Source organism: Sphingomonas montana (assembly GCF_001956315.1).
Classification (GTDB): domain Bacteria; phylum Pseudomonadota; class Alphaproteobacteria; order Sphingomonadales; family Sphingomonadaceae; genus Sphingomonas_R; species Sphingomonas_R montana.
The window spans coordinates 14,217-33,663 of the sequence record NZ_KV887142.1; the positions used below are offsets into that span (position 1 = coordinate 14,217).

The following is a 19,447-nucleotide window of genomic DNA, read 5'->3' on the forward strand; positions in this document are numbered from 1 at the left end:
GTCCCGCCTCTTGCCTCCCGGCTTCCCCCCCGCCAGAGTGCCGCCCGCATGACGACGATGTTTCAATCGACCGAACCCGCGACGGATGCCGTCCTGTGGAGCGGCGCGCCGGGGGATGTGGATGCGGAGGTCGCGATCGTCCGCGCCGGCTGGGTCGAATGGGCCGCGCGCCCGCTCACCGTCCGCGTCGAAACGCTGCGCCGCTTTGCCAACACCGTCCGCACCCGCGCGGAACCGTTCGCGGACCTGATCGCGCGCGAAACCGGAAAGCCGATGTGGGAAGCGCGGACCGAGGTCGACAGCGTCATCGCGAAGATCGACATTTCCGTCGCCGCCTATGCCGATCGCACGCCGCAACGCCGGATGGACGGAGCGATGGGCGCGCGCGTCGCGGTGCGCCACAAGCCGCACGGCGTCATGGTGGTGCTGGGGCCGTTCAACTTTCCCGCCCACCTGCCGAACGGGCACATCGTGCCGGCGCTGATCGCGGGCAACGGCGTGCTGTTCAAGCCATCGGAGAAAACCCCGGCGGTCGGCGCCTATCTCGTCGATTGCCTGCATGCCGCCGGCGTGCCGCAGACGGTGGTCCGATGCGTCCAGGGCGGCCCCGCCACCGGCCGCGCGCTGGCCGCGCATGCCGGGATCGACGGGCTGCTGTTCACCGGTTCGGCCGCCGCCGGCACGGCACTCCACCGCCAGTTCGCCGACACGCCGCACAAGATGCTCGCGCTCGAACTCGGTGGCAACAATCCGCTGGTGGTGTGGGACACGCCCGACATCTATTCCGCCGCGGTCATCGCGGTCCAGTCCGCCTATCTGTCCGCCGGGCAACGCTGCACGGCGGCCCGCCGGATGATCGTCCGCGATGGCGCGCACGCGCCGCTGATCGACCAGATCGGCCGGCTGATCGACCGGATCATAGTCGATGGCCCCCACGCCGTCCCCGCCCCGTTCATGGGGCCGGTCATCGACAATGCGGCGGCGGACCGCGTGCAGGAGGCGTTTCTCGACCTGATCCTGGCCGGCGGCCGCGCGATCAAGCAGCTGATCCGGCCGGAACCCGACCGTCCGTTCCTCACCCCCGCGCTGATCGACGTCACCGCCATCGCCGAACGCCCGGACGAGGAGATTTTCGGCCCCGTCCTCCAGGTCATCCGCGTGGCGGATTTCGACGCGGCGATCGCGGAGGCGAACGCCACGCGCTTCGGCCTGTCCGCCTCGCTGGTCAGCGGCACGCCGGAATTGTACGATCGTTTCTGGGCCAACACGCGCGCGGGCGTCGTCAACTGGAACCGGCCGACCAACGGCGCGCCGTCCAAAGCCCCGTTCGGCGGCGTCGGCCTGTCCGGCAACCACCGGCCGACGGCCTATTACGCCGCCGACTACTGCGCCTATCCGGTGGTGTCGTCGGAGGCGGAACAGCCGCGCGCCTCGCTCGGCATCGGCCTGCGCGACGCCTGATCGGCGGGCGCTCCGGAACACAGGCAACCCTCCGCGCCGGTGCGGCGTTCTAGCCCGGATATCTAAGCGGAGCCCCCCATGCCCTACATCAAGACGCAGGACGATACCGACCTTTACGTAAAGGACTGGGGCAGCGGCCGTCCCGTGATCCTCCTGCACGGCTGGCCGCTGACGGCCGACAGCTGGGACGATCAGGCGCTGGCACTGGCCAATGCCGGCCACCGCGTGATCTTCTACGACCGCCGCGGCTTCGGCCGTTCGTCGCAGCCCTGGACCGGCTACGACTATGATACGCTCGCCGACGACCTTGCGACGGTCATCGAACGGACCGGCGCGCAGGACGCGACGCTGGTCGGTTTCTCGATGGGCGGCGGCGAAGTCGCCCGCTACATGTCGCGCCACGGTGGAAAGGGTATCGCGCAGGCCGCGCTGATCTCCTCGGTCGTGCCCTACATGCTGAAGGACGAAAGCAACCCGCACGGCGTCGACGGTTCGGTCTTCGACGGCATCAAGGACGGCATTCTTAAGGACCGGCCGAACTTCATGGCGACCTTCGCACAGGCCTTTTACGGCGTGGGCTGGATCTCGAGCCCGGTCAGCCAGGATGTGATCGACGATTTCTCGCGCCAGGCGCTGATGGCCGGGTTGAAGGGCACGCTCGATTGCGTCGATGCGTTCGGCCGCACCGATTTCCGCGCCGATCTGGCCGCGTTTGACGTACCGACCCTGGTCTTGCACGGCACATCCGACAGCACGGTGCCGATCGACACGGCCGGCCGCGCCGCCGCCGCCGGCATCGCGCAGTCGCAGCTGATCGAATATTCCGGCGCACCGCACGGCCTGAACGTCACCGAAAAGGATCGTTTCACCACGGACTTGCTGGCGTTCGTGAAGGGCTGATCCGGTGATGCCGCCCCGGCGCATGCGGTTCCGGGGCGGCCGCCCGATCCTATTCCAGCTATCCCCGCGGAAACCCCAACCGCCTTGCCCGCCCCCGCCCCGACCGCCTAAAGCCGCGCGGTGACCATGTCCCCCGCCCGTCCGCCGCACCCCCTCAGCTTCCCGGACTACCGCTCCTATCTGGTTGCGCGCTTTTCCAGCACGCTGGCGCAGAACGGCATGGTGGTGGTGATCGGCTGGCAGGTCTACGACATCGCCCGCCGCACAATGACGCCGAAGGAGGCTGCCTTTCAACTCGGTCTGATCGGCGTCGCGCAATTCCTGCCGCTGCTGCTGCTCACGCTGGTCGTCGGCTGGACGGCGGACCGCATCGACCGCCGCTGGATCGCGCGCGGCGCCGTCCTGCTGGAGGCGGGGTGCGCCGCCGCGCTCGCCGGGCTCGCCTGGACGGACGGCACCACCCTGCCCGCGCTGTTCGGCATCGCCGCGCTGCTCGGCGTGGCGCGCGCCTTTGCCGGCCCCGCGCTCGGCGCACTCGCGCCCAATCTCGTGCCGGCGGCATCGCTCCCCACCGCCATCGCGCTCGGCTCGATCGCGTGGCAGACGGGCGGCATCGTCGGCCCGGCGGCGGGTGGCTATCTCTACGCGTCCGGCCACTGGCTGCCGTTCGCGTGCGCGGCCGTGCTGTTCTTCCTCGCCTTCGTCGCGCTGATGACGATCGGGCCGATCCCGCGCACCGCGCTCGATCGTGGCGCCAATCCCTGGCGGCAGATGATCGACGGGCTGCGCTATGTCCGTCGCAACCGCATCGTGCTGGGCGCGATCTCCCTCGACCTGTTCGCCGTCCTGCTCGGCGGCGCGACGGCGATGCTGCCGATCTACGCGCGTGACGTGCTGCATGTCGGGGCAGAGGGACTCGGCCATCTTCGCGCGGCACCCGCATTCGGGGCCGCGGTGACCGCGCTCTGGTTCTCGTTCCGGCCGCTGCGCTCCAATGTCGGGGTCAAGATGCTTGTCGCGGTCGGCGTGTTCGGCGCGGCCACGGTCGTCTTCGGGCTGTCGCGCAATCTCGTCCTCTCGCTCGGCTGCCTGGCGCTCCTGGGCGTCGCGGACATGTTCTCGGTCTATGTCCGGCAGTCGCTGATCCAGTTGTCCACCCCCAACGAGATGCGCGGTCGGGTCGGCGCGGTGTCCTCGCTGTTCATCTCCGGATCGAACGAGCTGGGGGAGGCCGAGTCCGGCTTCCTCGCGGCACTGGTCGGTCCGGTCGCCGCGGTCGTTGCCGGCGGCGTCGGCGCGATGTTCGTCGCGCTGCTCTGGTCGCGCCTGTTCCCGGAACTGCGCGCCGCGCGTTCCTTCACGACACCGGCTCTACTCGACAACCCTACCCTTGCCCCGGCTCAGGAGACGAAATCATGATCGCCGACAGCATCCTATCGACCATCGGCCGCACGCCGCACGTCCGCGTCGCCCGGCTGTTCCCCGACGCGCAGGTCTGGATCAAGTCCGAACGGTCCAACCCGGGCGGATCGATCAAGGATCGCATCGCGCTGGCGATGATCGAGGCGGCGGAGGCAGACGGCCGTCTGAAGCCCGGCGGCACGATCGTCGAACCGACCAGCGGCAATACCGGCATCGGTCTTGCCATGGTCGCCGCGGTCAAGGGTTACACGCTCGTCCTTGTCATGCCCGAATCGATGTCGATCGAACGCCGCCGGCTGATGCTGGCCTATGGCGCGACGTTCGACCTGACGCCCAAGGAGAAGGGGATGAAGGGCGCCATCGAACGCGCGCTCGAAATCGTCGCCGAAACACCGAACAGCTGGATGCCGCAACAGTTCGACAATACCGCGAACATCGCGGTCCATGTCGCGACCACGGCCGAGGAAATCCTCGCCGACTTCGCCGACACGCCGATCGATGCGCTCATCACCGGGGTCGGCACCGGGGGCCATATTACCGGCGTCGCGCAGGTGCTGCGCAAGGTCTGGCCCGATCTTCAGGTGTTCGCGGTCGAGCCGACCCTGTCCCCCGTCATCTCCGGCGGGCAACCCGGCCCCCACGCGATCCAGGGCATCGGCGCGGGCTTCATCCCGTCCAACCTCCATACCGATCTGCTGACCGGCGTGATCCAGGTCGATCCCGCCGCGGCAAAGGCCATGGCGCTGCGCTCCGCGCGGGAAGAAGGCATGCTGGTCGGCATCTCGTCCGGCGCGACGCTGGCCGCCATCGCGCAGAAACTGCCCGATCTCGCGCCCGATGCCCGCGTTCTTGGCTTCAACTACGACACCGGCGAACGCTACCTGTCGGTCCCGGACTTCCTGCCCGAACATTGATACAGGCGCCGTCCTAGGCCGGATCGATCCTTCTGTCCGCCAGACGCATCATCCCGGTGAAAGCCGGGATGATGCGGGCGGTGACAGGATCTGATCGAAACCGACTTCGGGTCAGTTCCGCGACGGCGGTTCGGCGGCCCGCACCCCACGCGTCGCCAGCATGGCCACCAGGTCGAGCAACGCGCGCGCTTCCTCTAGGTGCAGCCGCTCCACCATCCGCCCCTCGACGCGGATCGCGCCCTTGCCCGCATGATCGGCCATGTCGAACGCCGCCACCACCGTGCGCGCCCATTCCACCTCGATCGCAGACGGGCTGAACCCGATGTTGCAGGCCCCGATCTGCGTTGGGTGTATCAACGTCTTGCCCTCGAACCCGAACATCGCGCCCTGCGCGCATTCCCGCGCGAACCCCTCCGCATCGTCGATCGCGTTGTACACGCCGTCCAGCGCGACCAGACCATGTGCGCGCGCCGCCGCCACGGCCATCGCCAGCACGCCCAGGAACACCGTCCGGTCGTCGTCCACGCGCGCGCGCATCTCCTTGGCAAGGTCGTTCGTGCCCAGCACGAGTGCATCCAGCCCCGGCGCGGACGCGATCGCGTCCAGCCGCAAGACCGACCGCGCCGTCTCCACCATCGCCCAAAGGCCCGTTCCGTCCGGCACGTGTGCGCGATATGTCGCGACGTCGTCCGCCCCGTCCACCTTGGGCACCAGCACCGCATCGGGCATGGCGGCCGCCAGCGCGGCCAGGTCGTCCGCGCCCCACGGCGTCGTCAGTCCGTTCACCCGCACCACCAGTTCGCGCGTGCCGAACCCGCCCTCATGGACCGCCGCCACCGCCCGCGCGCGCGCAGTGGCCTTGGCGTCGGGGGCGACCGAATCCTCCAGGTCTAGGATCACGACGTCGCACGGCAACCCGCGCGCCTTCTCGATCGCGCGCGCGTTGGACGCCGGCAGGTACAGCGCACTGCGTCGGGGGCGGACGATCATCGTGGGGCCTCGCATGTTGGACTGCCATGGCCTAACCCGGCGGTCGCGACGCGGCAATCCGCCACCGTCCGCACCGCGGTATCCATTCTGCCGATGATTCCCCGTCGCTTCACCCGTTTTGCCGCGTTCGACTGGTCGGGCCGGGCCGTCCCGCGTCCGCCCGGCATCACGCTCGCCACCTGCGCGGCGGGCCATGCCGCCCCCATCCTGGTCGCACCCGATCGTGGCTGGTCGCGCCCCGCCGCGCTCGACTGGCTGATCGAGCAGGCGGACGCCGGCACAGACATGCTGATCGGCATCGATTTCTCGCCCGCGCTGCCCCACGCCGATCGCGGCGAGTACTTCCCCGACTGGTCCGAAAGCCCCGCCGATGCGCGCGCACTCTGGGCGCTGGTCGACCGTCTGTGCGCCGCCGAACCGCATCTGTCCGCCTCCACCTTCGTCGAACATGTCGAGACCGCGCGCCATTTCCGCCATGCGTCCGGCGGCACCATCCTGCGCGGCGACCGGTTCGAAGGCAGCATGGGCCGGCTTCGGGTCGCCGAACGCCGCTGTCGCGAAATGAAGCGCGGCAATGCGGTCAGTTGCTTCAACCTGATCGGCGCGTCGCAGGTCGGCAAATCCAGCCTGACCGGCATGCGGCTGCTCCATGCGCTCGCCGGGCGCGTACCGATCTGGCCGTTCGATCCGGTCCCCGCGCGCGGCCCGCTGATCGTCGAGATCTACACCACCATCGCCGCCCGCGCGGCCGGCGTCACCGGCAGCCGCAGCAAGCTGCGCGACGGCCCGACGCTCGATGCCGCGCTGCACGCCCTTGCCACCCGCCCCCACGCCGTCCTGCCGCGCTATGACGATCACGCGACCGACGCGCTGCTCGGCGCCGCCTGGCTCCGCCACGTCGCGGCCGATCCCGCGCTCTGGGCACCCACCGGCCTGGACGCCGCACTATCCGCCACCGAAGGCTGGACCTTCGGCATCCCCTGACCCGCCCGGATCGCCGCCACCTCGCGCACCCTCTTGCCCCCGCCGTGCGCGCAAGGCATGGATGCCCGGTCGCCGGGTTAGCTCAGCTGGTAGAGCAACCGCCTTGTAAGCGGTAGGTCGTCGGTTCGAGTCCGACACTCGGCACCACGCACACCTCAAGGGATCAAGCTCCCCTAGAAAACGGCCGAACACCCGGGCTTTGACGTTCGCTACGGTACATGGCGACGGTACAAGTGCCGGGAACGGTGTTTGCAGTACGTTCAGCCCGCAAAACCCTCCATCGCGGCCAGCGTCTCCGCGCTCAGATGATGTTCCAGTCCCTCGGCGTCCAGCTCCGCCACCGCGCGGGACACGCCCAGCCGCAGCAGGAACGCGACCACGATGTCGTGTCGGGCGCGCGATGCCTCGGCCATCGCGGTCCCGGCCGCGGTCAGGCACAGCGATCGGTACGGCCGATCCTCGACCAGCCCGTCGCGTTTCAGCCGCGCCAGCGTGTTCGCCACCGTCGCGGTCGTCACGCCGAACCGTTCGGCCAGGTCCACCACGCGCGCCACGCCACGCGCCGCCACCAGATCGGCGATCAGCTCGACATAATCCTGCTGCACTTCGCTGCGGTGCGCTTCCCGCACCTTGATGAACCGGCGGGCCTGCTCGCCGGGGTCCGGTAACGTCATCGCTCGCCTCCGTCCGCCCTCCTGCCACAATCGGATGGCTAAGCAAAGTTAGCCTTGGCTAAACCCTGAAGATTGCCTAACAGGTGCGAAACAGGGAGACGTCGTCATGCAGGACGATCACCAGCCGATGACACCGGGCGCCGGCCACGCGCCGGCCGATCCGCCAGCGCCCGACCGCCAGCGCACGCCCAGCCTTCCTGAATCGTTTCGCAGCATCTCTGTTCCGGGCGGCGCGCGTTTCTGGCGGAAACTCGCGGCCTTCTCCGGCCCCGGCTACCTCGTCGCGGTCGGCTATATGGATCCGGGCAACTGGGCGACCGACCTCGCCGGCGGGTCGCAGTTCGGCTACACCCTGCTCTCGGTCATCCTGCTGTCGAACGTCATGGCGATCCTTCTGCAATCGCTCGCCGCGAAGCTCGGCATCGTCACCGGTCGCGATCTCGCCCAGGCCTGTCGGGACAGCTACAGCCGCCCGGTCGGCATCCTGCTCTGGATCCTGTGCGAGCTGGCGATCGTGGCGTGCGACCTGGCGGAGGTGATCGGCACCGCGATCGCGCTGCAACTGCTGTTCGGGCTGCCGCTGGTGTGGGGCATCTGCCTGACCGCGTTCGACGTGCTGCTGATCCTGCTGCTGCAACAGCGCGGATTCCGCATGCTGGAAGCGTTCATCATCACGCTGCTCGTGGTGATCGCGGGCTGCTTCATCATCGAACTGGCACTGTCGCGGCCGGAACTGTCCGCGGTGCTGGCCGGCTTCATCCCCTCGACGCAGGTCGTTACCAACCCGGCGATGCTGTATATCGCGATTGGCATCATCGGGGCTACGGTCATGCCCCACAACCTGTACCTGCACAGTTCGATCGTGCAGACCCGCGCCTTCGACACCGATGCCCGCGGCAAGCGGGAGGCGGTGCGCTTCGCCACGATCGACAGCACGATCGCGCTGATGCTCGCGCTGTTCATCAACGCTGCGATCCTGATCCTGGCCGCCTCCGCCTTTCACGTCGGCGGGCGTACCGACGTGGCGGAGATCCAGGATGCGTACCAGCTGCTCGCCCCCACGCTGGGGGCGGCGGCGGCCAGCACGCTGTTCGCCGTGGCGCTGCTCGCGTCAGGCCAGAACAGCACCGTCACCGCGACACTGGCCGGGCAGATCGTGATGGAAGGGTTCCTTCACGTGCGGCTCCGCCCCTGGGTCCGCCGGCTCATCACTCGCATGCTCGCCATCGTCCCCGCGGTGGGCGTGGCGGTCGTCTACGGGGAACAGGGCACCGCCCGCCTGCTCGTGCTCAGCCAGGTCGTGCTCAGCATGCAGCTGCCCTTCGCGGTTATCCCGCTGGTCAGCTTCACCGGCAACCGCGCACGCATGGGCGAATTCGCCAACCCGCTCTGGCTGAAGATCGCCGCCTGGACGATCGCGGCGATCATCGTCGGCCTGAACGTGAAGCTGCTGCTGGGTGTTGCCGGCATCTGGTGATCGAGTGACGGTAAAGGCGGCTCCACCGACGGAAGCCGAGAGGTCCCCAGGCCGTACCCAAAAGACCGTCGTCCCAGCGGACGCTGGGATCCATTATCACTCCGTCCGAACCCTGTCCGCGCGTAGTGATAATGGATCCTGACGTCCGTCAGGATGACGGTGATTGGGTCAGCGCGATACGCCGTCCCGGTAAGCGAGTCCCCCTCAGGCCGCCGCGAACTGGTTCATCGTGTTGTCCGCGCCGCCCGCCTTCAGCGCCGCCTCGCCCGCGAAATATTCCTTGTGGTCGTCGCCGATGTCGGACCCGGACATGTTCTGATGCTTCACGCAGGCGATCCCCTCGCGGATCTCGCGCCGCTGCACGCCCTTGACATAGCCGAGCATACCCGCCGCGCCGAAATACTCCTTGGCCAGATTGTCGGTCGACAGCGCCGCGGTATGATAGGTCGGCAGCGTGATGAGGTGGTGGAATATCCCCGCCCGCTTCGCGCTGTCCGCCTGGAATGTCCGGATCCGCTCGTCCGCCTCGTCGCCCAGCGGCGTTCCGTCATAATCGACGCTCATCAGCCGCCCCCTGTCATACGCCGCCATGTCGCGGCCTTCCGCCGTCCAGTTGTCATACACCTGCTGGCGGAAGTTCAGCGTCCAGTTGAACGACGGCGAGTTGTTGTAGACCAGCTTGGCGTCCGGCACGACCGCGCGGATCCGGTCGACCATTCCGGCGATCTGTTCGATGTGCGGCTTCTCCGTCTCGATCCACAACAGGTCGGCGCCGTGCTGCAACGACGTGATGCAATCCAGCACGCAGCGGTCCTCGCCGGTCCCGGCGCGGAACTGGTACAGGTTGCTCGCCAGCCGCTTCGGCCGCATCAGCCGGCCGTCGCGGTTGATCAGCACGTCGCCGCTGCGGCTCGTCTCCGCGGTCACCGGTTCGCAGTCCAGGAAACTGTTATACTGGTCCCCCAGGTCGCCCGGTGCATGGCTGATCGCGATCTGCTTGGTCAGGCCGGCGCCCAGCGAGTCCGTGCGGGTGACGATGATCCCGTCCTCCACACCCAGTTCCAGAAAGGCGTAACGGCAGGCCCGGACCTTCGCCAGGAAATCCTCGTGCGGCACGGTCACCTTGCCGTCCTGATGGCCGCACTGCTTCTCGTCGCTCACCTGGTTCTCGATCTGCAGCGCGCAGGCCCCGGCCTCGATCATCTTGCGCGCCAGCAGATACGTCGCCTCCGCATTGCCGAAGCCCGCATCGATGTCGGCGATGATCGGCACCACATGCGTCTGATGGTTCTCGATCGCCGCCAGCACCTGCTTCTCGCGCAGTTGGTCGCCCGCCGCGCGCGCCGCATCCACGTCGCGGAACAGCATGCCCAGTTCGCGCGCATCGGCCTGCCGCAAAAAGGTGTAGAGTTCCGCGATCAACGCCGGCACGCTGGTCTTCTCGTGCATCGACTGGTCCGGCAACGGTCCGAATTCGGACCGCAGCGCCGCGATCATCCAGCCGGACAGGTACAAATAACGCCGCTCGGTCGACCCGAAATGTTTCTTGATGGCGATCATCTTCTGCTGCCCGATGAACCCGTGCCAGCAGCCCAGCGACTGGGTGTAGGCGGTCGGATCGGCATCATAGGCGGCCATGTCGCGCCGCATGATCCCGGCGGTGTAGCGCGCGATGTCCAGCCCGGTCCTGAACCGGTTCTGCGTCCGCATGCGCGCAACCGCCTCCCCATCGATCCCGTCCCAGCTGCCGCCCTGCGCGGCGATCCGCCGGTCCATGTCGGCGATATCGGTCTGGTAAGGCATTGCGGCATCCTCATGATCGGTTGTTATGCCGATCCTTGTATGCAGCTCCCACAGGTTAAGGGACGGGTTTTCGAGCGTCCTGCGGTCGTCAGGTACGCGTCACGGATCCCAGCCTGTCATTCCGTCATGATTATGACAACCCGATCAGCGGACGAACCCGACGCCGATCCGCACCCGCGTCTGCCGCTTGGTATAGTCGAGCAGGTTCTCGCCATAACCGGCGAACGCCTGCCCGAAGACATAGAGGTTCAGGTCGCTCGCCACGATCCGGGCGAGCGGGTAGGACAGCAGCGCGTCGATCGACGCCCGGCCGGACTGGAACGCGACGTTCGTCGTCGTGCTCAGCCGCCAGCCGTCGACCTGGCCGACCTCGGCGAACAGGCCCGTATTGCCGCGATACCGCTTGATCTGCGGATTGTCTTCCAGGCTGCCGACGTAGAACCAGGCACGCGGCCCCACCGTCACCACCATGTCGCCGATCCGCGTCGTGGCCTGCGGCTGGACGTAGACCGTGTTGATCGACCGCGAGTCGAGTCCGTCGCGACCGTTCGATTCGTGGCGGATCCCCGCCTGCCCGCCCAGGACGATCCGGTCGGTGACCGCCGCGGCCGGCACTAGGTAGAACAGTTCGGGCCGATATTCGACGTTGCGGAACGGGGACGATTTCTTGCCCAGGTTCCAGAACAGCCGCTGGGTATAGCCGAAATGCAGGCCGTTCTCCGCCGGGGCGTCCCCGCCCACCGCGCCCGCCGCGCCGAACAGCTGATATTTGAACCCGATCTGGATACGCGCGTCGGTGTTCGTCCCCGGCCCGTACACGCCGTAGATCGGGCCATAGGTCGACAGATTGCCCAGGAAGGCGTTGCCGGTCTCCGGCTTGGCGGACGGCGCCTCGACCGCGTCGGCGACGATCACCGGGGCCGCCAGCGCCTGTGCCGACGATGCGGGCGCCGTCGCGGCGGCGTTCACCGCGAACGCGTATCCGCCGACGCTGCCGGGTTCCAGCGCCAGCGTCGCCACGCCCGCGCCCATCGTATCGACCGGCAGGGCAAGCCGGTAGCGCGCCTGCACATAGCCGCGCCCGCCTGCCGGCCCACCTGTCTCCGTATCCGCGCCGGCACGCACCAGCGTCACCGCCTGCCGCGCGCCGCCGCGGATCAGCTCCGCCCCGATCCGTTCGGGCAGGCGTGCCGTGCCGTCCAGCACCGTGATCTCGACGATCCGGCTGCCCGCGTCCGCACCCGGCATCACTGCACTCACGATCCGCTGCGGCTGCGACTGTGCGGTCACCGCGACCGGCGCGGCCGCGAGCAGAAGGAGGGACAGCAGGCGGAACGACTGGAGCATCATGCGGGCGCTATGGGCCGATCGCGCCCGATCGACCAGCCCGTTCGCACCGCCGCCCCCGATCGCGCATCACCGTTCCGCACGGTCCATCGGCGCGACCAGCCGGCGATATTCCGCCTCGGCATAGCCATAGGTTTCGCCCGCCATCGCCTCCAGCCGCGCCCGGTCGGCGATCACCACCCGCCCGCGCAGGCCGCGGATCGCATGGTCGCCCTCCAGCATGTGCAGCGCGTCCGTCACGCTCGCCCGCCGCACGCCCAGCATGATGCTCAACTCCTCATGCGTCAGCACGATCTCGTCCCCGGCGATCCTGTCATGATACAGCAGCAGCCAGCGCGCCGTCCGCCGTTCCACCGGATGGATCAGGTTCGATACGATCGTGCGGCTCATCTGCAGCATGAAATTGCCAGCAAAACGCAGCATCAGCCCGCGCAGCGTCGCACTGTCCGCCACCGCGCGCAGCATCGGTTCCGCACCGATCCGGATCGCGGTGCTGTTCTCCGCGCGCACCGTCACCTCATGCTGCCAGCGGTCGCCCCCCATCAGCAACGGCCAGCCGACGAACCCCTCGCGACCGACGAGCCCGACGGCCAGCTGCCGTCCGTCGTCCAGCACGTCCAGGAACCCGGCGATCGCGCCTTCCAGGAAACACACCGTCTCGATCGGCTGGCCGACTTGCGCCAGCGTCGCGTTCACCACCAGCGGCACCCGTTCAAGATGCGGCTGCAACAGCGCGAAGTCGGCGGGCGACAGCGACCGCAGCAATGCGTTGCGTGTTCCCGCCTGCGTGATCGGCACCGGCCGCGTGCCCGGCTGCATGCCGTCCGGGGCGGCCCCGCGGGGCAGTTCGGCGGTCGATACAGGTTGGGCCATGGCCCGGTCTAGGCAGCATCGCGACCGCGCGCCAGCCTCCGTCCGTCGCGATCCATACGACCAACGGCTTGGCACGGCCACGACCATGGCCGGAACGCATCACGGCCAGCCCGACCCACCTCACGACCGCCCACGTTGCCCTCGTCTCCCTACCCCCGTCACGCTCATCGAGCAAAACGGCACAGAAAAGCCCCTTCCTCTTCAGGGGGGATAGGGGTGGGGGGCAACGTGGCCGGTCATCCCGGACCTTTTCACGGAACCGCGCGTCCTCCCTCCGTGACCGACCCGACCAAGCCCTCCGCCCTGCGCATCTGGACGATCGGCTATGAAGGCGCGACCCAGGCCGAACTGGTCGCGACCCTCACCGCCGCCGGTGTCGAAACGCTGATCGACGTCCGTGCCGTCCCGCTCTCCCGCCGCCCGGGCTTCTCCAAGAACGTGCTGGCTGCGGGATTGAAGGAGGCCGGCATCGGCTACCTGCTGCTGAAGGCGCTCGGCACGCCACCCGAAGGACGCGAAGCCGCGCGCAAGGGCCGCCACGATGTCCTCGAACGCGTCTATGCCGGCCAGCTCGAACTGCCCGAGGCGATGGTCGCCGCCGCGCAGATGCTGGAGGAAGCCGCCGCGCGGCCGTCCGCGCTGCTCTGCTTCGAACGCGATCCGAAGGGCTGCCACCGTTCGATCCTCATTGCCCGTACCGCGCCGCATGCGGACGTCGTTGACCTGTTCGTTTGATCCGCCGCCACGATGGAGACGATGCCGGCCCGGCGCGTTGAGACCCCCGAATCCGCACCCGCACCGCCCGAATTCGCCACAGTTGAGGAAGCGACCATGACCGAACCCGAATGGACCCGGATGGACCTGGACCTGATCCACAGCATGGTCGAGGGCGGCGGCACCACCGAACAGATTGCCCGCCGGCTCGGCCGGACGGAGGCCGATATCGACGCGATCCTGCCGACCGCGCTCGCCCGCGACAGCGCGGTTCCGGTGCAGGATGCCGGTCACGGCGCCAACAAATGGTTCGGTGCGGACGAGGAAGGCGACGTCCCGCCCCCCACCGGCCGCCCGCTCGACGATCCCGCCGCCTGGGTCCACACCGACGATTCAAACCCTACCCGCTGACCTTCCGAAGGACACCCCTATGCCCGATACCGACACGCATCCGACCGACCCGATCGTCGAGGCCCGCCAGCGCGAAATCGCGACCGAACATGTCGTGTTCAAGATGCTGCAATATGTGGAGGCCGCCCATCCTGGCCTGCTCGACACGATCGAAGCCAGCCTCGATCATCTCGGCGACCATGCCAAGGACGACACCAAGGACGACGCCGCCGTCCGCCGCATCGCCCAGCGCATGATCGACAGCGCGCGCGCCTCCTGACGCGCGCCGGATCGACCCGACGCAAAGCCGACGCCCGATTCCACCCCGGTCAGCTTAACCCCAAACCGTCATCCCGGTGAAAGCCGGGATCTCCCGCCGGTAAGGCGCACACCCCCAGCCAAAGGGAGATCCCGGCCCCGGCCTGTCCCGGAACGACGGACGGTCCCGATCAAGGACGACGAATTTCCGGCAGACGTACTCACCCGGCCCGCGCCACGGCCTCTCTATACGCCGCATCGGCGGCCGCCCGAACTTCCTCCAACGCGGCAAGCTCGGTCGCCTGGCGTTTCCGCAACGCGCGATACTGGGCCTCCAGCGTGCGGATCTTCGTCTGCAACGCCTCGGCCGCCACCGCGTGGGCGCTCTCCGTCGCCGCGAATGCCGCTTCCGCCTTGTCCAGCGCTCCGCGGTCCGGCGGGGGCTTGGCCGCCTTGCGCTTCGCGACCCGCGGGGCCGCGTCGTCCTCCGCATCCGCTGGCCGCGCCCGGCTTGCCTTCGTCTTCGGCAATGCCGCGATCTGCTCGTCCCGCGTACCGCGCGACCGGCGCACCACCGTCCCGGGATCGGCCAGCGGCGCCGCACACAGCGCGGGATCGTCCACCAACTCCGCCATCCCGCGCGCGAACAGGTCGCGCGTGCTGCCCCACGCCGCCAGCGCCGCCTTCTTGCTGGGCGCCGCGACATAGGCATCGTCGAACCCGATCGCGGTCCGATAGACCTTCAGCTTCGCCATGTCCGCACCACCTCCACGCCCCCCGGCGCAGGCCGGGCCCAGGCGCAACTGTTTCACCTCGGCCCGACCTCCTCCGCCGGGGAACGACGAGGTCCTACAACGACGCCCAGTCGATCGGCCCCGCCTTCGCGATCGTGCGCGACAGGTCCGGCATCGGATATTTCAGGCCCGTCGCGCAATTGAACAGCAACACCCGTTCGTCCGCCCGCACCCGCCCGTCGGCGCGCGCCTTTATATATGCCGCCAGCGTCGCACCGCCCTCGGGGCAGAGCAGCAACCCCTCCTCGCGCCCGACCCGGTCGACCGCCGTCAGGATTTCCTCGTCCGACACGGTGATGCCGAACCCGTTGCTCGCCCGCACCGCATCCAGGATCAGGAAGTCGCCCACCGCCTGCGGCACGCGGATGCCCATCGCGATCGTGTGCGATCCCTCCCACCGCGTCGCATGACGCGCGCCTTCCTCCCACGCCTTCACGATCGGCGCACAGCCTTCGGCCTGCACCGCCACCATCCGCGGCCGCTCCGGCCCGATGAAGCCGATCGCCTCCAGTTCGTCGAACGCCTTCCACATGCCGATCAGCCCGGTCCCGCCGCCGGTCGGGTAGAAGATGACGTCCGGCAGCGTCCAGTCGAGCTGTTCGGCCAGCTCCAGCCCCATCGTCTTCTTGCCCTCGATCCGGTACGGCTCCTTCAGCGTGGACAGGTCGAACCAGCCGCGCTCCTTCGCCCCCTGCCCGACAAGCTTTCCGCAATCGTCGATCAGCCCGTCGACGCGGTACACCCGCGCCCCCTGCGCCGCGATCTCGCGCACGTTGATCTCCGGCGTATCGGCGGGGCAGAAGATCACCGCCTCCATGCCGATCCGCGATGCATAGGCCGCCGCCGCGGCCCCCGCATTGCCGTTGGTCGGCATCGCGATCGTCTTCACGCCCAGCGCCTTGGCCATGCTGATCGCCATCACCAGCCCGCGCGCCTTGAACGATCCGGTCGGCAACCGCCCCTCGTCCTTCACCAGCAACTCCGCCGCGCCCAGCGCGCGCGCCACCGTGGGCAACGGTACGATCGGCGTCATCGTCTCGCCCAGGCTCACGATGTCCCGCGTCTCGCGCACCGGCAGCAGCTCGCGATACCGCCACAGGTCCGCCGGCCGCGCGGCTAGTCCGGCCTGCGTCATCGCCCCCCGCACGCCGTCCAGATCGTACCGCACCAGCAACGGCCGCCCGACGTTCGACAGGCCGTGCAACCGGTCCGCCTCGAACCGCTCGCCGGTCATCGAACATTCCAGATGCGTCACGAACGTCGGCCGATCGGTGGTCAGGTTGTCGTCATGGCGCATGCTGGATTCCTCGTCGCTACGGTCGGCCGAGTAACGCCCCGAACCCTTCCCGGTCGCATCGTACGTATCCCGACCGCTCACGTCATCCCGGTCTGCGCCCGGGTTACGCAGTTCGTGGCGGAACGATAATATCACCCATCACGGCAACCGCGGCCGGTGCTGGACAACACGCATCGAGTGACCGAAGCTCTCGATCGGGGGAGAAGGGCGATGGTGTTGCTGTTGGCGCTCATCGCGGGCGCAAGTCCATCCGAGGCGGATCAGCGCCAGGCCCGGATGACGACGTTGTACGATCAGGTCTGCCTCAGGACCTTTCCGGACGACGCCGCCGTCGTGGCGCTCATGAAGGCCCGCAATGCGCGGGAGCTTACTCCGGACGAGGTAAAGGTAACGATGCGCGATGATCCGGCACGCGGCTGGGACGTCCACGACGGTGGCGCGACGGTGTGGATCGAGTTCCCGCCTTTCCATGCTTGTTCCGTGCGCTGGAATACGCCTTCGATCGGCGATCTCAGCGCCTATCGCACCATCGCCAAAGCCTATCAGAGCCGAACGGGTGGCTACACGCCGATCACCCCGATGGAGGGCGACCAGGGCGATATCCACATCCATGCCGTCGGCGAACAACGCACGCTGCCGGACAAGCGCACCGAATCACTCTTCATATTCGACCAGCACATCACCGACCCGAAAAGGCGTGCAGCGGGTGACACAGGCGTGTCACTGCGCTTCGTTCATCAATTCGCACCACCGGAGGAGATGGCGAAATAACCACGGCGCGCCGCTCCCGCCCCTTTCCTACTGACGTAGGGCAGAACGCTGCTGCGGGGAACGCAGCGGACGTCAGGTCAAGTTCCGGCCGATCCCGCCGGCCGCAACCCGCGACATACCCTCCCCCAAGCATTCCCATCGACCCGTCACCCGAACGGCCGTATCAGGCGCCATGGCCCCGGCCCCGCCCCCCTCCGGCCGCAGCGCGGGCCTTGGCCTGTGGACGCTGGTCGCGCTCGTCGTCGGCGACATGATCGGCGCGGGGGTCTACACCACCTCGGGCCTGTCGCTCGGTGCGCTCGGGTCGCGCGGGCTGGTGATGGCGGGCTGGGCGGTCGCCGGGTTGCTCGCGCTGTGTGGCGCGGCCAGCTACGCCATGCTGGCGCGGCGGCTGACGCAATCGGGCGGCGAATATCTCTACCTGCGGCGCGAAATCCATCCCGTCGCGGGCAGCATCGCCGGCTATGTCTCGCTGCTCGCCGGGTTCACCGGGGCGATCGCGTTTGCGGCCGCCACCTTCGGCGTCTATGCCCGCGCCGCGGTTCCGGCGCTGGCGGCCATGCCGTCGCAGGCGATCGGCGCCGCCGTGATCGTCGCGGCCGGCCTCGTCCACCTTGCGCGCACCGGCGCGGGCGCGGCGCTCAACACCGTCATGGTGGTCGTGAAGCTTGTCGCGCTTACCGCCTTCTGCGTCTGGGCCGCAACGCTGATCGGCGCGCGCCCCGTGCCGGTCCCGCCGGCCCCCGCACCGCCGCCCTTCCGCCTGACCGCGTTCGGCGACGCGCTGGTCTGGATCTCGCTCAGCTATTCCGGGTTCAACGCCGCCATCTATGTGGCGGGCGAGGCGCGCGACCCCGCCCGCTCCGTGCCACGCGCGATCCTGATCGGCACCGCGCTCACGCTACTGCTGTATCTGGCGACCAACTTCGCCTTCCTCTACGCCGCGCCCTATGCCGCCATCGCGGGTCAGGCCGACATCGCCGGCCGCGCCGCGTTCGCGCTGGGTGGCCCGCCCGCCCGCCATGCGGTGGCGGCGCTGATCCTCGTCTCGCTCGCTACCGCAATCCTGTCGATGCTGCTCGCCGGTCCGCGCGTCTATGCGCAGATGGCGCGCGACGGCGTGCTGCCGCGCTGGCTGGCCGGCGGCGCGGCGGCACCACCCCGCGCAGCGATCCTGTTCCAGGTGGCGCTCGCGGTCGTCGCCACCGGCATCGCCTCGCTGCGTGACCTGCTGTCCTATCTCGGCTTCGCGCTGTCGCTCAGCGCCGCGTTCGCGGTGTCGACGCTGTTCGTGCGTCATGTCCGCACCGGCGAACGTCCCGCCAGCCGCGCCTATCCGCTCGCACCCGCGCTGTTCGTCGCCGGCACGCTGGCCTGCGGACTGCTCGCCGCGCTGGCGGCACCGTTGCAGTTCGCGGCCACTGCGGCCACGATCCTGGTCGGGGTCGCCGCCCATCTGCTGCGCAGGCCGGTTGCCGCGCGCGACGCCACCGGCTAGGCGATCCGGCGATGCCACCGGCGCTCCCCACCTTCGCGCATGGCTCCGCATCGGATCCGCATTTCGTGTCGAAACGCCGCCGCGCGCTTGCCTTCGTGCTGGCCTGCGCGATCCCGGCGCTCATCATCTTCATGCTGTTGCGGCTCGCGGTGTTCACCGCCGCGCCGTCGGTGCCGCGCACCGCACCGATCGTGTTCGATCTGGCGGCGGCCGATCCCGAGCCTACCGTCACGCCGGCCAAGGCCGCGCCCGCCGGCGGCGGATCGCCGCCGCCGCGTGCCGCCCGCACCGCGCCCCAGCCAACACAGCCCCCCGCCCCCCGGCCGGCCACGACGCCCGNCCGCGTGCCGCCCGCACCGCGCCCCAGCCAACACAGCCCCCCGCCCCCCGGCCGGCCACGACGCCCGTCCCGACGCCCGCCCCCGTCCCCCCGCTCGACATCATCCCGCTCAGTCGCGAGGATTTTGCTGCCGCCGATATCGCCCGCATGCCGCGCGCGCCCACCGCGGCCACCGGCGGGGGCGAAACCGGAACCGGCAGCACCGGGTCCGGCAGCGGCCGCGGGGACACGCGCGGCGCCGGCACCGGACCGGGCGGGGAACAGCTCTACAATGCCGAATGGGTCCGCGAACCCACCAACGCCGAACTGGCCTATTATCTGCCGCGCGGCGCTCCATCGGGGGCCTGGGCGGAAATCGCCTGCCGCACGCTGCCGGGCTTCCGCGTCGACCAGTGCCAGGAACTTGGGCAGTCCCCGTCCGGTCTTGGCCTCGGCGGTTCGATGCGACAGGCCGCGTGGCAATTCCGGGTCCGCCCGCCCCGGGTCGGCGGCAAGACGCTGGTCGGTGCATGGGTCCGGATCCGCATCTCGTTTACCGGC

Annotated in this window: 18 protein-coding genes and 1 tRNA gene; 12 read left to right on the forward strand and 7 right to left on the reverse strand. The window is 69.1% G+C overall.

Annotation, left to right across the window (positions count from 1 at the left end; all coding sequences use genetic code 11):
* Positions 1–48 precede the first annotated feature (48 nt).
* The 4 genes from astD (at position 49) to cysK (ending at position 4,697) form a co-directional block, all read left to right on the forward strand.
* Positions 49–1,461 (forward strand): succinylglutamate-semialdehyde dehydrogenase, encoded by a 1,413-nt coding sequence (gene astD, locus BKY59_RS02740; protein WP_076068576.1) that lies wholly within the window; start codon positions 49–51, stop codon positions 1,459–1,461.
* 78 nt (positions 1,462–1,539) lie between these two features.
* Entirely contained in the window at positions 1,540–2,361 is an 822-nt protein-coding gene (locus BKY59_RS02745; RefSeq protein WP_076068577.1) for an alpha/beta fold hydrolase, read from the forward strand.
* Between the two features lie 126 nt (positions 2,362–2,487).
* Entirely contained in the window at positions 2,488–3,780 is a 1,293-nt protein-coding gene (locus BKY59_RS02750) for an MFS transporter (protein ID WP_076068697.1), read from the forward strand.
* The gene (gene cysK / locus BKY59_RS02755) at positions 3,777–4,697 is read left to right on the forward strand and encodes a cysteine synthase A (protein ID WP_076068578.1); all 921 of its coding nucleotides are present in this window, start codon (positions 3,777–3,779) and stop codon (positions 4,695–4,697) included. Before BKY59_RS02750 ends, cysK begins: the two co-directional genes overlap by 4 nt.
* Positions 4,698–4,808: 111 nt before the next feature.
* Here the strand turns inward: cysK and BKY59_RS02760 are convergent, their stop codons facing one another.
* Positions 4,809–5,702, reverse strand: a complete 894-nt coding sequence (locus BKY59_RS02760; RefSeq protein WP_076068579.1) for an HpcH/HpaI aldolase/citrate lyase family protein — start codon at positions 5,700–5,702, stop codon at positions 4,809–4,811.
* 78 nt (positions 5,703–5,780) lie between these two features.
* Here BKY59_RS02760 and BKY59_RS02765 point away from each other — a divergent pair, with 78 nt between their 5' ends.
* Together BKY59_RS02765 and BKY59_RS02770 are read left to right on the forward strand one after the other, a co-directional pair.
* Complete coding sequence (locus tag BKY59_RS02765) at positions 5,781–6,671, forward strand: hypothetical protein (RefSeq protein WP_076068580.1); 891 nt, start codon at positions 5,781–5,783, stop codon at positions 6,669–6,671.
* A gap of 71 nt (positions 6,672–6,742) precedes the next feature.
* Positions 6,743–6,818, forward strand: a tRNA-Thr gene (locus tag BKY59_RS02770).
* A gap of 113 nt (positions 6,819–6,931) precedes the next feature.
* On the opposite strand, the gene mntR is transcribed toward BKY59_RS02770, so the two are convergent.
* Positions 6,932–7,345 (reverse strand): manganese-binding transcriptional regulator MntR, encoded by a 414-nt coding sequence (gene mntR, locus BKY59_RS02775; RefSeq protein WP_076068581.1) that lies wholly within the window; start codon positions 7,343–7,345, stop codon positions 6,932–6,934.
* A 106-nt stretch (positions 7,346–7,451) separates the two neighbouring features.
* On the opposite strand from mntR, the gene BKY59_RS02780 reads away from it, so the two are divergent.
* A complete protein-coding gene (locus tag BKY59_RS02780) occupies positions 7,452–8,822 on the forward strand; it encodes an Nramp family divalent metal transporter (protein WP_420822068.1) in 1,371 nt (456 codons plus the stop codon).
* Between the two features lie 204 nt (positions 8,823–9,026).
* Here the strand turns inward: BKY59_RS02780 and BKY59_RS02785 are convergent, their stop codons facing one another.
* The 3 genes from BKY59_RS02785 to BKY59_RS02795 all read right to left on the reverse strand — a co-directional run bounded on the left by BKY59_RS02785 (position 9,027) and on the right by BKY59_RS02795 (position 12,845).
* Entirely contained in the window at positions 9,027–10,625 is a 1,599-nt protein-coding gene (locus BKY59_RS02785) for an isocitrate lyase (RefSeq protein ID WP_076068582.1), read from the reverse strand.
* Positions 10,626–10,769: 144 nt separating this feature from the next.
* Positions 10,770–11,975, reverse strand: coding sequence for a phospholipase A (locus tag BKY59_RS02790; RefSeq protein WP_076068583.1), 1,206 nt, complete (start codon positions 11,973–11,975; stop codon positions 10,770–10,772).
* Positions 11,976–12,041: 66 nt separating this feature from the next.
* Positions 12,042–12,845 carry a Crp/Fnr family transcriptional regulator gene (locus BKY59_RS02795; protein ID WP_165374788.1) on the reverse strand — a complete coding sequence of 268 codons (804 nt, stop codon included), beginning with the start codon at positions 12,843–12,845 and terminating at the stop codon, positions 12,042–12,044.
* Between the two features lie 303 nt (positions 12,846–13,148).
* On the opposite strand from BKY59_RS02795, the gene BKY59_RS02800 reads away from it, so the two are divergent.
* The 3 genes from BKY59_RS02800 (at position 13,149) to BKY59_RS02810 (ending at position 14,229) form a co-directional block, all read left to right on the forward strand.
* The gene (locus tag BKY59_RS02800) at positions 13,149–13,580 is read left to right on the forward strand and encodes a DUF488 domain-containing protein (protein ID WP_076068700.1); all 432 of its coding nucleotides are present in this window, start codon (positions 13,149–13,151) and stop codon (positions 13,578–13,580) included.
* A gap of 96 nt (positions 13,581–13,676) precedes the next feature.
* Entirely contained in the window at positions 13,677–13,970 is a 294-nt protein-coding gene (locus BKY59_RS02805) for a hypothetical protein (protein WP_129586168.1), read from the forward strand.
* Between the two features lie 19 nt (positions 13,971–13,989).
* Positions 13,990–14,229 carry a hypothetical protein gene (locus BKY59_RS02810; protein ID WP_076068585.1) on the forward strand — a complete coding sequence of 80 codons (240 nt, stop codon included), beginning with the start codon at positions 13,990–13,992 and terminating at the stop codon, positions 14,227–14,229.
* Positions 14,230–14,428: 199 nt separating this feature from the next.
* Here BKY59_RS02810 and BKY59_RS17990 read toward each other — a convergent pair whose 3' ends face one another.
* Together BKY59_RS17990 and BKY59_RS02820 are read right to left on the reverse strand one after the other, a co-directional pair.
* Positions 14,429–14,962, reverse strand: coding sequence for a hypothetical protein (locus tag BKY59_RS17990; RefSeq protein ID WP_076068586.1), 534 nt, complete (start codon positions 14,960–14,962; stop codon positions 14,429–14,431).
* A 94-nt stretch (positions 14,963–15,056) separates the two neighbouring features.
* Positions 15,057–16,298 carry a threonine synthase gene (locus BKY59_RS02820; RefSeq protein WP_076068701.1) on the reverse strand — a complete coding sequence of 414 codons (1,242 nt, stop codon included), beginning with the start codon at positions 16,296–16,298 and terminating at the stop codon, positions 15,057–15,059.
* A 210-nt stretch (positions 16,299–16,508) separates the two neighbouring features.
* Here BKY59_RS02820 and BKY59_RS02825 point away from each other — a divergent pair, with 210 nt between their 5' ends.
* Positions 16,509–17,069, forward strand: coding sequence for an NMCC_0638 family (lipo)protein (locus BKY59_RS02825; RefSeq protein ID WP_076068587.1), 561 nt, complete (start codon positions 16,509–16,511; stop codon positions 17,067–17,069).
* A gap of 172 nt (positions 17,070–17,241) precedes the next feature.
* The gene (locus BKY59_RS02830) at positions 17,242–18,567 is read left to right on the forward strand and encodes an APC family permease (RefSeq protein WP_076068588.1); all 1,326 of its coding nucleotides are present in this window, start codon (positions 17,242–17,244) and stop codon (positions 18,565–18,567) included.
* Positions 18,568–19,447: the final 880 nt, after the last annotated feature.